The organism is Gluconacetobacter tumulisoli (genome assembly GCF_014174155.1).
GTDB classification, from domain to species: Bacteria; Pseudomonadota; Alphaproteobacteria; order Acetobacterales; family Acetobacteraceae; genus Gluconacetobacter; species Gluconacetobacter tumulisoli.
Genome location: NZ_JABEQM010000002.1, coordinates 319,389 through 333,431 on the forward strand (window position 1 = coordinate 319,389; position 14,043 = coordinate 333,431).

13 protein-coding genes are annotated in these 14,043 nt (G+C 70.3%); 7 read left to right on the forward strand and 6 right to left on the reverse strand.

Going from position 1 to position 14,043, the window contains the following annotated elements; genetic code table 11:
- Positions 1-7: 7 nt before the first annotated feature.
- The 3 genes from HLH28_RS03845 to HLH28_RS03855 form a co-directional block, all read right to left on the reverse strand.
- Positions 8-550, reverse strand: a complete 543-nt coding sequence (locus tag HLH28_RS03845; protein WP_220789915.1) for a terminase small subunit — start codon at positions 548-550, stop codon at positions 8-10.
- 366 nt (positions 551-916) lie between these two features.
- Positions 917-3,481, reverse strand: coding sequence for a topoisomerase (locus HLH28_RS03850; RefSeq protein ID WP_182954667.1), 2,565 nt, complete (start codon positions 3,479-3,481; stop codon positions 917-919).
- Between the two features lie 145 nt (positions 3,482-3,626).
- Positions 3,627-3,899, reverse strand: coding sequence for a hypothetical protein (locus HLH28_RS03855; protein ID WP_182954670.1), 273 nt, complete (start codon positions 3,897-3,899; stop codon positions 3,627-3,629).
- Positions 3,900-4,026: 127 nt separating this feature from the next.
- On the opposite strand from HLH28_RS03855, the gene HLH28_RS03860 reads away from it, so the two are divergent.
- The 5 genes from HLH28_RS03860 to HLH28_RS03880 all read left to right on the forward strand — a co-directional run bounded on the left by HLH28_RS03860 (position 4,027) and on the right by HLH28_RS03880 (position 7,346).
- A complete protein-coding gene (locus tag HLH28_RS03860) occupies positions 4,027-4,749 on the forward strand; it encodes a S24 family peptidase (protein WP_182954672.1) in 723 nt (240 codons plus the stop codon).
- 65 nt (positions 4,750-4,814) lie between these two features.
- Complete coding sequence (locus HLH28_RS03865) at positions 4,815-4,985, forward strand: hypothetical protein (protein WP_182954675.1); 171 nt, start codon at positions 4,815-4,817, stop codon at positions 4,983-4,985.
- 526 nt (positions 4,986-5,511) lie between these two features.
- Entirely contained in the window at positions 5,512-5,724 is a 213-nt protein-coding gene (locus HLH28_RS03870) for a hypothetical protein (protein WP_182954679.1), read from the forward strand.
- Positions 5,725-5,828: 104 nt separating this feature from the next.
- The gene (locus HLH28_RS03875) at positions 5,829-6,143 is read left to right on the forward strand and encodes a hypothetical protein (protein ID WP_182954684.1); all 315 of its coding nucleotides are present in this window, start codon (positions 5,829-5,831) and stop codon (positions 6,141-6,143) included.
- A 96-nt stretch (positions 6,144-6,239) separates the two neighbouring features.
- Complete coding sequence (locus HLH28_RS03880) at positions 6,240-7,346, forward strand: glycosyltransferase domain-containing protein (RefSeq protein WP_182954687.1); 1,107 nt, start codon at positions 6,240-6,242, stop codon at positions 7,344-7,346.
- A 232-nt stretch (positions 7,347-7,578) separates the two neighbouring features.
- Here HLH28_RS03880 and HLH28_RS03885 read toward each other — a convergent pair whose 3' ends face one another.
- Both HLH28_RS03885 and HLH28_RS03890 read right to left on the reverse strand, forming a co-directional pair.
- Complete coding sequence (locus HLH28_RS03885; protein WP_182954690.1) at positions 7,579-8,712, reverse strand: glycosyltransferase family 2 protein; 1,134 nt, start codon at positions 8,710-8,712, stop codon at positions 7,579-7,581.
- A 95-nt stretch (positions 8,713-8,807) separates the two neighbouring features.
- Positions 8,808-9,758, reverse strand: a complete 951-nt coding sequence (locus tag HLH28_RS03890) for a DUF4422 domain-containing protein (RefSeq protein ID WP_182954693.1) — start codon at positions 9,756-9,758, stop codon at positions 8,808-8,810.
- 150 nt (positions 9,759-9,908) lie between these two features.
- Between HLH28_RS03890 and HLH28_RS03895 the strand changes: the two genes are divergently transcribed.
- Both HLH28_RS03895 and HLH28_RS03900 read left to right on the forward strand, forming a co-directional pair.
- Positions 9,909-11,108, forward strand: a complete 1,200-nt coding sequence (locus tag HLH28_RS03895) for a hypothetical protein (protein ID WP_182954696.1) — start codon at positions 9,909-9,911, stop codon at positions 11,106-11,108.
- A 64-nt stretch (positions 11,109-11,172) separates the two neighbouring features.
- Entirely contained in the window at positions 11,173-12,573 is a 1,401-nt protein-coding gene (locus HLH28_RS03900) for a hypothetical protein (RefSeq protein WP_182954700.1), read from the forward strand.
- A gap of 22 nt (positions 12,574-12,595) precedes the next feature.
- Here HLH28_RS03900 and HLH28_RS03905 read toward each other — a convergent pair whose 3' ends face one another.
- Positions 12,596-14,005, reverse strand: a complete 1,410-nt coding sequence (locus HLH28_RS03905; RefSeq protein WP_220789916.1) for an APC family permease — start codon at positions 14,003-14,005, stop codon at positions 12,596-12,598.
- Positions 14,006-14,043: the final 38 nt, after the last annotated feature.

Sequence of the window (14,043 nt, forward strand, 5' to 3'; positions counted from 1 at the left end):
GGCGCGTTCAGCGCACCAATACGGTATAGGTCGCCGGCGGATCGACCGGCCGCCCGTCCTTGCCCAGATGCTGCCGCACGTCCTTCAGCATCCCCAGATGCCGCGCCAGCAGGTCCAGGCTGGTCGTCTTGGGCGACAGCTTCACCGTGAAATTCCCCGCCTTGTCCCACGACCACCCGACGATCGCCCGCCGCACGTCCTCCGGCAGGCCCGCGATATCCGCCGGTCCCTCCATCGGATGCGCCCCGATCACCCCCGCGTCATAGAACGCCAGGCACGACAGTTCCGAAATCACCCGGTCCTGGCTGGCCTCCGTCCGCGCCGCGCGCGCCGCCTGCCCCGCCGCGATCGCCGCCCGCACCTGGGGCAGCGCCATCAGCCTGGTGACCTGCCGCTCCGCGCTGTGCACGCTGTACCCCGTCCGGATCGCCGCCTGCCGGCCATTGAGGTCGACCAGATATTCCGCGACGAACCGCTGCTGGCTCGGCGTCAGGACCCCGTCCACCTTCCCCTGGTCCACCGCCGCACCCCCTCCGAACTCTCCCGTCAAGGACAGAATATCTCCCGAACATATCAATGGATATCCTTATTCCGTCCCGACGGGACGCGAACGGACGTCCCATGGTGGCTATGGTGGGTCCGGAGGGTCCCCCTCCCCCGGTACCGGAAAAACGTCACCGCCACTTCCCACGTACCGGCCCCGCCCGCCCCACCAGACCCACCGAACCCACCGATGGAGCGCCGCGTCACCCGGGTGTCTGCCTCAGGGCGCTGCCCTGAAACCCGCCAAAGGCCACCGGCCTCTGGAAACCATTTTGTTCATACTATCTTTTGCAAAGAGGACCGCGCGGCCTCCAACGATCGGGGTCCAGGGCCTCAGGCCCTGGCAGGTTCGGGCAGCGCCCGATCTTCTCACTCACGCCATCTCCACCGCCCATTTCTTCACCCCTCCATGCGCCACCCCGCATTCCGCGATGCGCCGCCCGTCGATCACCCGCCCCCGGCGCGCCAGGAACCACCGGCCCAGGCGCTTGGAATTGATCTTCCCCGCCGGCGTGCCGGCAATCCGCACCAGCGCGTCGCGCAGTTCGGGAAAGCGCAGTCCTGTCCGGTATCCGGCGGAATCCTGCGTTTCCAGCGCCGACAATTCGTCGATCTCGCGTACCGTGCGGCCGCAGGGCCGGCCCATGCCGGCGGCCTCGGCCAGCAGGCCCAGGATCTCGCGCAGCTCGCTGCGCTCGGGGTCGTCCTCGCGGGCGGCCTGCATGCTCCGGCACGGATCGGCCTGCCCCAGCCAGACCAGCGCGCTGCGCACCGTCCGGCTCCACACCTCGAACGAGGCCAGGGGCGGCAGATCCACCTGCTCCCCGCTCGCCAGCCACGCCCGCACGATGGTCAGGCACGCCGCGACATGGGTGCCGCGATCGGCCATGATGTCCTCCACCGGATTGCGGGCGAAGACGCGCAGCTCCGGCTGCTCCATCCCGGCCTCCAGCGTGGCCACCAGCGTGCGCCGCGTCATGTCGCCGCGCACCCGCAGGGCGTTGCCGGTGGCGAAGATCACCGCCCGGTTCTCGATCTCGGTGCTTTCCGACGTCCCCAGCGCGCGCAGCCGCACGATCGGCCGCTCGGTCGCCTGGCACAGCAGGTCTCCGCCCAGCTCCTCGTTCACATTGTCCAGCGACATGATCGGATAGCCGGCCAGCAGCAGGCCGGTCAGCCGCTTTTCCATCTCCGCCGTGTCCTCGCCCGCGCTGGTCACCGGGCAGACCCGCCCGGTGGCGATCGCGCTGGCGACGTCGACCAGGAAGCTCTTGCCCGATCCCGGCGTATTGGCGCGAAAGGCGAACAGCGGGCTGACCGGCATCATGCCCCGCACCACGGCGGTCAGGATCCCCGCCAGCGCCACCGACCGGTCGGTCTCGGCGGCGAAGGGAAATTCGGCCAGCAGCCCGCGCAGCCCCGCCAGCGCCCGCTCGGCGGCGGCGCGCGTGGGTTCCGGCAGGCGCAGGTCCAGCAACGGATCGTCGATATGATACAGCCGCGTCGCCCGGTCGTACCCCGGCGTCATCAGCACCGACCCGTCCGGCCGCAGGGTCGGCGTGGTGATCACCCCGGCGATGGCGGGAAACGACCATGTGCCCGCCCGGCTCAGGATCACCTGCGCCGCCGCCGGGGGCGGGTCGATCGGCTTCCACGCCTGACTGCGCCGGTCGAATTTCCGCCATTCCACCGCCTGGCACAGCAGGTCGGTCAACGCCGGCACCCCGATCTCCACCAGGCAGGCGGCATGGGTCATCCGCCCGTCGGCGGCCGCCACCTCCCGCCGGCCCGGCCGCGCCAGGATCGTCCCGCGCTGGTAGACCGGGGCGTTCGCCGCCATCAGCGCGCGCTCGCCCTCGGTCGCGACCAGGTCGATCTCCCCGCCCCGCACCGCGATCGGCTCCAGCCCCGCCGTCCGCCGGGCCGCCGCCGGGGCCCGGGCCGCCGCGCGCTTGACCGTGACCCCGCACAGCACCGGCCCCACCCGCGCGCGCAGCCACGCACCCGGGTCGTCCACCCGCAGGTCCGCCGCATCCTCGCCCGGCTCCATGTCGCGGACATCGACGACGCGCACGGTCTCGGCGACGGCGGCCAGGATCGCGGCGATCTCGGCCGCCGCCTTCTCGCCCGGCCCGTCATGATCGGGCCAGACGATGACATGCCGCCCCGCCAGCCCGGTCCAGTCCGCGCGCCCGACATTGCCGGTGCCGGCGGTCCAGGTGACGCAGGCCAGGCGCGGGAACAGGCGCTGCGCCGCGTCGGCCGCCTTCTCGCCCTCGCAGACCAGCACCGTCCGCGCCCCCGCCACCCGTTCCAGCCCGTACAGCGACCGGGGCGCGTCGGCATGGCGCATCTGCCACCCCACCCGCTCCACGCCCCGCTCGACCAGCCGCCCCCAGGTCAGCGGCATGATCCGCTTGCGCTCCTCCGCGCCGGCGTCGCGCCGCACGACATAGCGCAGCACCCGCCCCGCCGCGTCGCGATAGGCATAGGCATGGTCCCACCCCGACAGGTCCGGCGCGGGCGCATCGGCGGGCGGCACGCCGGGCGTCCACTCCGCCCCGGCGCTCCCGGCGGCCACCACCGCCACATTTCCAGCACCCCCCGCATCCCCCGCCGGCCTGCCGCCCCGCGCGGCCGGCCCGGCCGGCCCCGGCGTCACGGCCAGGTACGCCCCCAGGTCCCGGGCCGCCTGCACGCGGTCGTGGCTGGTATGCAGCGCCGCATACAGGCTGATCGGATCGCCGCCGCGCGGCCCGTCGGCGAAATCGGCCCAGCGCCCGGTCCGCAGGTTGATCGACAGCGACCGGCCGGGATCGTTGGCCAGGCTGCCCACCACCCATTCGTCCCCCCGCCGCCGCCCCGCCGGCAGCCAGCGCGCGACCAGCTCCGGCAGGCACGCCAGCGCCGCGTCATTGATCTGCTCGAAGGGAATCATGTCACGGTCCTCCCGGGCCCCGCCCGAACCCGCAAGGGGCCACATCCCCTCCGACCCCGATCTGTTTCAACGACTGGTTTCCAAGGGCGACCGCCTCTGGCGGGGCGCGGGGCGGCGCCCCGCAGACCGACGCACCGCCGCCGCCTCAACACTCGGCGCGGCAGGTCGGGCACAACCGCAGGAACCGCGACCGGACGCTGAACGCCGCCCCGCAATTCAGGCACGACCGATGGACCACCGGCGACAGGTCGCGGCGCGGCCCGGGCTGCGGCGCCCGCCGGCGATAGCTCAGCCGGTCGCGAAGGGTCTGGGCACGCATGCCCAGCGCCTCGGCGATCCGCACCACCTTCAGGCCGCGCGCCAGCATGGCGTCCACCTTGGGATCGATCGTCGGCCAATCGTATTTCGGGCGCGCCATCAGCCGGCGCGCCCGGCGGGGGAAATCGGGTCACAGGTCATGGCGCCGACCGTAATAGGCAATTTCCTGCCGATCAAGAGGAAAAAACCTATTAGAAATTTCCTATCGTTCCGCCGATACTCCGCCCATGACCGCCTTGACCCCTCCCCGCTACGCCCTGCTCAGGCTGATCGCCGGGGCGGCGACCACCCTGAAGGCCGAATCCCTCGCCCTGGGCCGCAACCACGCCTATCTCCAGCAATATCTGCACAAGGGCACCCCCCAGAAACTGCCCGAGGAGGTCCGCGACGCGCTGGCCCGCCGCTTCGGCGTCAGCCCCGACGTCTTCCGCGACGAAGCCGACCCGAACCATCAGCCGCTGGACGACGTCCCCCCGGCCCCGCCGCCCGTCGCGGCCGCCCCGCCCGTCGCCGACGGCCAGTTCCGCATCCCCGAATACAACGTGGCGCCCCAGGCCGGCGCCGGCGCCATCCCCACCAACGTCGCGGTCGAGGACGGCCCCCGGCCGGTCGACCACTGGTCCCTGCCCCGCCGCTTCCTGGGCGCCTTCACCGAAAGCCCGGAATCCCTGGTGGTCCTGCGCGTCGCCGGCGACAGCATGGAACCCGACTACCAGGCCGGCGAGCGCGTTCTGGTCGACACCGCCCACCGCACCCCGTCCCCGCCGGGGGTCTACGTGCTGTGGGACGGATTCGGGCTGGTGCTGAAACGCCTGGAAATCGTCTATGGCTCCGAGGACCCGGTGACGGTCCAGATCATGAGCATCAATCCCGGCTACCCGACCTATACCCGCACCCTGGACGAGGTCCATATCAATGGCCGTGTGGTCGGCAAATGGGTGTGGAAGTGACCCCCGCGCCCGACCACACAGTCGCCACGATCCTGCCTAGACTCGCTGTCGAAGGGAGAACTCCGATGAATCTGATCCGACCCGCCTGCGCCCTGCTGGCCATGCTCACCCTGGCCGGCTGCGTCTACGAACGCCCGCCCTATCGCGGCTGGCATCGCGGCTATTACGGCGGCCACCATGGCTGGTACGACGAACGCGGCGGATGGCGCGGCGACTACTACCACCACCGCTACTAAGCCCTGCCTGCAAATGCGCGCCGGTGGCGATCCGGCGCGCGTTTCCCGCGCTCCGATGCTCTCGGTCCTCACGGCCGCTCCGCTTCGATGCTCGTAAACCCACGCCGAACGCGGCCCAAGGCGCCGCTCTCGCGCACCAGCCCACATTTGCAGACACGCCCTGACCGGCCGCCGCCGGCAACGATCCGACCCGCGTTCGCCGGCTCCGACGCGGCCACCCACAAGGCCGCTCCGCGTCGGCGCCCGAAACCCCACGCCGGGCACGGCCCAGAACCGCCCCGTCGCCACCGCATATCTTCAACCCGCCTCCAGGCCCTCCCGAAACCGGGCTGCCGGCCATCCGACGCGCATTCCCGCGCACCACGACGCGCGGCCCCGCGCCGCCGCATCCCCGCACCCGCACACAGCGCCGGGCGCACGGCCGGCCGCATCGTCAGCCGCTCCCCGACAGCGTTTTCCACCCCGCCGCACCTTGCGCTCCCTCTCCGCCGACCCACCTCCGAGAGAAGCGATGGAGGCACACGCCATGTCCAGCAGCGGTTACCCCGGCACCGACTATCCCGGCATCGACCTGCCCAGCGGCGACCTGTCCGGCGGCGAGGCGGCCCACACCGGGCCGCGCCGCCCGATGCCCACTCCCACCCCCGGCCCGTTCAACCCCGACGACCCGCCGCCCGACGAGGTCCCGGTCGACGACCCGATCGAACCCGACGAGGAAGACGAAGGCCCGGTCATCTGACCCGCCCCGCCACCGCGCCTATCCGCTTCCTATTTTCCTATTGACGCAATAGGCATAAACCTATCATCCTGCCGCCCACCCAAAGAGGAGGGCAGGAGACAGGAATGCCGTACGACCCGTACGACCACGACCCCCACGACATCCGCCACGGCCATGACGACGAGGTCCTCGCGGCCGCCCGTCTCGTGGCCCTGCGCGCCCTGATCGACCAGGCGATGTCCGCCGCGCGGCGCATCCGCGGCGCCGAGGACGTGCGGGACGCCCTGGACGGCGCGCTGGTCAATCTGGACGACCTGCGCGTCCGCGAAGACGCCGCCTGCGACGCCCGCCGCCGCGCCGCCCACCCGCACGACGAACGCACCACCCGCGCCTGCACCCTCGCCGACCTCCGCCGCGACGAACGCGACCTGCCCCCCTGATCCCCGGCCGCCGTCGCGGCCGCGTGTGGGCATGAACGAAAAATCAACACTCCCCCCGCAGACAGGATGCGTCGCTGGAACGGAGCCCGGACACGCATGCTTCACGTCACCGTCGGCCATCCCAGGACGGCCGCCATGCTGGACCTCGAGGAAAGCGCCCGCCGCGCCGGCCTGGATTTCCACGCCCTGCGCCCGGAGGGCGAGCGCGAACGCATCATCTTCATCGACAAGTACCTGACCCTGGCGCGCGCCCTGGGCCAGCCCTCGGTCCGGCCGCATGACATCGTCCTGTTCACCGACGCCTACGACACCCTGGTCGTCGGCGCCGCGGGCGAAATCCGGCGCGCCTTCGCCGCCGGCGGCAGCGACATCGTCTTCAACGGCGAAACCACCTTCTGGCCGCCGGCCGACGGCCCGGACGACCCCGTCCAGGCCTATTTCGACGGCTACAGCCCCCAGCGCTGCCGCTACCTGAACAGCGGGTGCTACATCGGCTATGCCGGCGCGATCCGGACGATGCTGTCCCACTGCATCGCGCTGTCCCGCGACACCGCCGACCATGACGACCAGCGCCTGGCCGCGCGCTTCATGGCCCAGGCCGCGCCACGGCACGGCCTGCGGGTCACCGTCGATGCCGACAGCACGATCTTCGGCACGCTGGGCGGCTCGCTCGACCTGTACGACTACGCCGGCGGCGCGGTGCGCAACCGCGCGACCGGGGGCTGGCCGCCGGTCATCCACGCCAACGGCAACAAGGGGCCGATCGCCGCCCTGTCGGTCCTGAACATGATCCACCGCCTGGTGCCCGAGGGGCTCGACCTGCTGGCGATCCGCGCGCCCGGGGGCTTCCTGCATGACGGGCCGGACGGCGCGGCCCCGACGCTGCGCGCCCAGCCCGGCCCCGGCCTGTGCGTCGCCGTGCGGGCCGGCCCGTCATCGGCCTTCCTGCTGTCGCGCGACGGCACGTCCATCCGCAGCTTCCGCCCCGACCGCACGATCGCCACGGTGTCCTGGGCGCAGGGATGGGAAGTCCTGGCCCTGCGGCCCGACGGCATCCGCACCAGCCACGACACGCCGCTGACCGATTACGGCATGGGCACGGCCGGCGACACCCTGACCGCCTGCCCCCTGCCCCTGGCCGCCCTGGCCCACTGGACGCCCGACCAGGTGCGCGCCACCCTGACCGCCCTCGCCTCCCTCTGAGAGGTCCCCGCCAAGGGCGTTGCCCTTGACCCACCAAAGGGCGGTCGCCCTTTGAAAACCCGTTCGTTGTCAAACGGTTGGGGTGCAGGGCCTCAGGCCCTGCCGGGTCCAGGGCAGGGCCCTGGCCATACCTTGATCTCCAGGCGGCCTGGCATAAGAGCCTGCTCGGAAATGCGCGCCGCCGGCGATCCGACGCGCGTTTCCCGCCCGACCCGGCGGGCGGGCGCCCGCCCTACTGCCGCCGCACCATCCGCATCTCGTCGCGCAGGCGGCGGATCTGCGTGTCGTCCCGCCAGGGCGGGCGATAGGCGCATTCCCCGTGGATGCGGTGAAAGACCGCCGAATTGTCGTCCACCTCCTGCTGCGAGAAGTTGGAGACCGATTCCATGATCTCGATCCCGCCTTCCAGCAGGTAGAAGATCCGCGACGCGCCGTCTTCCTTGGTATGGCCGCCATAACCCATGCGGATCATGCGCGAGGTATGCTCGACATGCTCATGCCCGTACTGGCCGAATCGCGTATCGATATACCCGACATAGGACAGCGCCTCGCGGCTGAACCCGGAACATTGCGCCGTCAGCACGTCATTATGGAACGGGTCGTGCCAGGACCCGTTGCCGAACGACGCGCGCGGAAACCAGGGCGGCGCGAAATTCACATGGCCATAGCGGACGCAGGCCAGCATCCAGTCGATGTTCCAGCCATAGGCCGTCGGCTGGGCGTCATCCTCCAGCAGCAGGATGACGTCGCATTTCTCGATCTCGTGCAGGTGGAACAGCAGGCGGTTCTTGTTCCACGCGATGCCCGCGTTCGGCGCGTTCAGGACATGAATGCCGGGAATGCGCGCCAGCAGCGGCGCGGTATCGTCGGTCGAACCGTCGTTCGACACCAGGATGACGGGGTCGAACTGCGTCATGTCGCGCACCCGCCGCACCGTCTCCATCACCAGCCCGGCGCGGTTGTAGGTCGGAATCCCGATGCCCAGCCGCAGGTCGCGCAACGGCACGCACGCCAGCTCCCCCGCCGCCGTATCCGTCCCATCGGCCGCCTGCACCGGCAGCACCCGCGCCGGGCCGTCCCCCTCGAAGGACAGGACCATGATCCGGAGCATCGCCAGGGACAATTCCCCGGGAAAGGGAAAGGTGACATGAAAACGCACGGCCCCGTACCGCGCCTCCGACAGGGCCGCGACGTCGGCGCTGGGCTGGCGCCATTCGTCGGGCCGCGCGACATGCAGGGTCGCTCCCCCGCACAGGACCGCCAGCCGGTCGCAGCCGATGCAATCGAGAAACCAGCCGGAGATCGAGACCCGGTTGCCCGTGGTCCGGATATGGTCGATGGAATAGCGGTCGTCCGGAACGTTCATACAGGCTGATATCCATCCAGGCAGAGGCAGGTCGCGTCCATAAGGACGGCGCGACCGTCAACAAAGGGTTTAGACACGCGTCGGGCGACGATGCATCAGGACGGAATCAGGTACGGCACGAACAGGATCCGCAGCATCGGCGATTCCATGCGCTTCTGGAACAGATAGAGCGCGAAGATCCGCTCCGAAAAATAGCCCAGCGACCGGGGCGGGCAGGCGCGGTTCCGGGCGATGAACCCGATGACGTCCCACCAGAATCCCATATATTCGTCGAAGCAGGCACGGGTCATGACGAACATGCTGCGATAGCACGTCATGTCGTTGTCGAAATCGATCAGCATCCGGCGCGTCCGGAAATAGGCGGCATTGCGCACCGCCGCCTCCAGCAGCTTGAACGCGCCGTCGTCCATCTGGTCGCGTACCCGCAGCTTCTGCGGACGCAGCGCGATGATGTCGTATCCGCCGACGAAGGCCGCCAGGCCCTGCGCCTGCGCGTCCGTCATCGCCCGCCGGAACGCCAGGTACCGGTCGAAGGCGAACGGCCCGGTCAGGCATTCCGCGCCGGCATGGCGCATGAAATGCAGCCGCGCCATCGGCAGCGCCTCGTCCGCCGCCCCCATCTCGTCATAGGCCATGAAATCCAGGAAGATCAGGCGCCGATAATGCTCGAACCCGACATAATCGACATCCTCCAGCCGGCTCTTCCAGACATGGTAATGGGCCCGCATCTCGGAATGTTCGTTCAGCCCGGCGATATTGACGCCGCCCAGGTCGCCCAGGTACGACCCGTCCGCCGCATCGTGCTCCCCCAGCATCAGGTCCGAGAACATGCCCCGGTTCATATGCTGCCCGTCCACCTTGTGACAGATCCGGAAGATCCTGACCCGCGGCGCCACTGTCGCCTCTGTCGCCTCTGTCGCCACCATCGCCGCCGCCGTCGCCGCGTGCGCCAGGCGTGCCGCCCCGGCCCCGGTCCCGGTCCCGGTCCCGGCATCGGCCGGAACGTCCCGCGCCGGCCCGATCCGCCTACTCCACATGCCGGTCATCCCTCGCGTGCATCGTGCGGACATCCCTCCCATCGCGGTACGCGGCCGCGACGCCGCCCGTCCGCCATTCCTTAATTCCAGCAAGGTCTTAGGATTATCTTAACGGGATCCGTTTCACGATTCCCCTGTCGCAGCAGGACGAATCACGGATTGCACCAGATACACGCCCCCCGCGCGCCGCTCGTCCTCCTGGGCCTGGCGGTCGCCCTCCTGCCCGCCGCCGCACGGGCCGCCTCCGACGCCGCGCGGTGCGCCGGCCGGCCGGTCACCAGTTTCGTCGGCTCGGTCATCGGCGGGTACCAGCTGTCGCAGCCCTGGCGCTTCCCCAACCTGCTGGCCACCGGCAATATCGGCCTCTACCAGGTCGACGGCACGACCCGCCGGCTGCTGGACTGGCCCGACGGCAACCGGGCCTGGATCAGGCCCCCCGGCTATGACGGCCAGGCCGTCATGAAGGCGATGATCGCCCTGTGGCAGGGCCGGGCCGGCGGCGGCATGTTCGAAGGCGGGAATTCCCCGGCCCTGACCCCCAACGTGCCGCCCTCCCATTACCATGTCTCGGACGACAGCCAGTCCGGCGCCCAGTTCCGCTGGTTCGCCGACGGATGGCATCCGCAGGTCGCGATGCTGAATCTCAGCTACGCCGACACCGCCCCGCCCTTTGGCGGCAGCTATCATAACCCGTCGTCGGAATTCACCGACCGCGACGTCGCCGACACCGCCACCGCCCTGCGCGACGCGCGGATGACGACCGGCGCGGCGCTGGTGCTGCCTTACATCTCCAACGGGTCGCGCGGCCATCTCTCCGACAGTTCGGACACCGACCGCCACGGAAATCCGGGCCTGGGCACCCGGGTGCAGAGCGATTACGCCACCGATCCCTACTACGCCAATTCCCGACGCATCGCGCTGCTGGCCGGCGGATTCGGCATCGACACGCCGGCCAACATCTTTTCGACGGACGCCTATTACGGCCCGGGACACAGCGAGATGTTCCGCCGCCTGATCGCCAGCGAAATCCGCTGGGCCAACCGCCATCACCTGACGACCGCCGTGTTCATGACCATCTTCGACACGCAGCACGGCATGCGCGGCAACGGCCCCGACTTCCGGTTCCTGCGCGGCGTGCAGACCGAAGTCCGCTATCTGGAAAACGCCGACGCCCGCCCGACCTACTGGATCGTCGGGCAATATTCCAACGGCCCGGCCACCACCAACATGCCCGAAACCGACACCACGCCCGAAAGCATCACGCAGGTCGCGAACTGGGTGGCCCGCAACGCCCATACCACCCCGCCCCCCGTTCCGGCCGCCACATGCTCCCCCCCGCCCGCCGGCCCGAACGGCTGAACCAGCCCCGACCGCCCGAACACCCGAACTCTCGAACGCCGCACACCCCTCCGAGGCCCGCCCGATGCAAACCGGATATGTCATTGTCGCCCACACGGGGTCGCTGATCGCCGTGGATCCCGAAGGCATGTTCCATATCATCCCCGGCTTCCTGCACCAGGATGGCCGCCCCCTGCTGCGCTGCGACGCGGCGCTGCGCCCCTGCGTCGCGCGGGACGGCGCGCTGGTCCCGATCGACGGCCTGGCCTGCTCCGACCCCCAATGGACCGACGGCGCCGCGCGGATCGGCCTGCGCCGGGGCGACCGCTACGGATCGGTCCATCCCAACGGCACCGAAATCGAATTCGACCGCGACACGCAGCAGGGATGGGAATATTTCCTGCTGCTGCCCGAGGCCGACCTGCCGGCCATCGCCCGCTTCGCCGAACGCGCCTGGCTGGTCCCCGACGCGGGCCAGGTCGTCACGCCGGCCCGCGCGACCGCGCTGTGCGCGATCCACGCCGGAAAATCCGAGTATCGGATCGACGAGAACATCCAGGCCCTCCGCGCCCTTCCCCCCGACGCGACCGACGTCGTCCTGACCCGCAGGACGTACTGCATCGGGCGGTTCGTCGCCTATCGTCCCCTCGTCTATTACGCCTGCTTCGGCGCGGACGCGCAGTTCGCGCTGCTGCGGGCCAGCCTGGACGCGCTGCTCGCCGTCGGGCGGTACGACGGCGACCTGTGCATCATCACCGACCGCGACGACCTGCGCGACTGGATTCCCGAACGCTTCGCCGGAACGCTGCACATCCTGCGCAAGACCCCGACCCGGCACGAGGAATTCTGGCGGTCGCGCTACGAGATCGCGGACCTGGAGGGCATCGGCGCATACGGCCCGATCCTGTATGTCGACACCGACGTCTGCGCGGTCGCGGACATCTCGATCATCCTCCACCGCATAGCCCTCAGCGGAAAGATCTGCGTCGGGACCGAGGAATATCCGGCCAGCATCACCAATCCCCCGTCCCTGCTGACGGTCGCCGATTCGATGGGCGGCACACTGTTCCGCATGGACGGGCACGACCCGGGCTACCGGTTCGGCTTCAATTCCGGCATCATCGGCTTCGCATCGATGCGGATCGCGCGCGACCCGTTCCGCCGGGTGGCCGGGACGATGGACCGCCTGCTGCGGGCGGGAACATGGATCCCGTTCATGGACCAGGCGGTCGCCAACTACCTGTTCCACAAGCTGGGCATCGTCGATACCGAAACCCTGTCCGGCCATGTGCAGGCCGGCACGCCGACCCGCCTGTATTCGCATGTCCGCCCGGCCGACACCCAGGTCCTGGTCCATTTCTGGGCCACCCCGGGCAAGGACCGCGAAACGATCCTGCGCGCCATGACCGCCACCCGCCTGGCCGAACGCGCCGCCCGCGAGGCCGGCCGCATCCGCCAGCACGTGACGCTGCCGCCATCGCCCTAGCCCGATCCGTCATTCCCCCCCGTCATTCCGCCTCCGGGACGGCCATGTCCCCCAGGCCCGTCCGCCCCCGCGCGGCCAGCGTGCGCCATCCGCCATAGACCACGCCCCAGGCCAGCCAGCTTCCGCCGACGATCAGCGCGGTACGGTTCAGATGCGCCCAGACGAAGGCGCAGATCGCAAATCCCGCCAGCGGCGTCAGCACGAAGCCCGGCGACCGCCGCCGCTGCCGGATCGCATAGGCCGCGAACGCCGCCGCGTTCACGCCCATGAAGGCCACGAACGCCCCGAAATTCAGCGCCTGCGCCCCGATCTCGAACGCATCGCCGCCCAGCCGCCCGGCAAAGGCCTCCATCATCTCGGCGCCGGCCACCGTCACGGCGCCCACGGCCAGGATGTTGTTGCGCGGAATCCGATGCACCGGGTCCAGCGTGCCGAAGAACCGGCGCGGCAACGCCCCCGCCCGCCCCATGCTGTACAGCAGCCGCCCGGCGGCCAGCTGCGACCCCAGGCCCGAACCCACCGTCGCCACCAGCAGCGCCACGTTGATCATCTGGAACAGCGCCACCCCGCCCAGCCGGCCCGCCACCATCGCGAAGGCCGATTCCACGTTGCCCGCCGGAAAGGGCGCGCTGCCCCACACCAGCTGCGCCGCATAGACCTCCAGCCCCGACAGCAGTCCGGTCGTCAGGCAGACCAGCATGATCGCCCGCATGACGGCGCGCCGCGGGTCGCGCGCCTCCTCCGACAGGGTCGAAACCGCGTCGAAACCGATATAGGTCAGCACCGCCACCGACGCCCCCGCCAGGACGCGGTCGGGGCGAAAGCTGGCCGGGTCGTGGAACGGCCGCCAGAAGAACGCCGCGTCATGCCCCGCGCCGGCCACCCGGTGCCAGACGAAGGCCAGGAACACCACCACCACCAGCAGCAGCACGCCGCACATCGCCCCGCTCAGCCGCGCCGACGTCTGCACCCCCCGCAGGTTCAGCAGCGTGAACAGGCCGACGAACGCCGGCACCCAGGCGTAATAGGGCACGCCGGGCACGATATTCGTCATCGCCTTGGCGCAGAACGCCGTGCAGACCAGGGGATTGAGCAGATAATCCAGCAGCAGCGCCCAGCCCACCACGAAGCCCAGCGCCGGGTGGATCTCCTGCCGGACATAGACATAGGCCGACCCCGCGCTGGGATACAGCCGCGCCATGCGGCCGTAGCTGACGGCGGTGAACAGCATGGCCGCCATCGCGATCAGGATCGCGGTCACGACATGCCCGTGCGCGGTATTGCTGATGACCCCGTAGATCCCCATGGGCGCGGTCGGCTGCACGATCACCATGCCGATCAGCACCAGTTGCCACAGGCTCAGGCTGCGGTTCAGCATCGCCCCTCCCTCCCCTGCGCCGGACACCGTGCCCGACATGTGACGATCCGGCATGCTGTCTCCCCTCCCCTGCCCGCGATCCGCGCCGCACC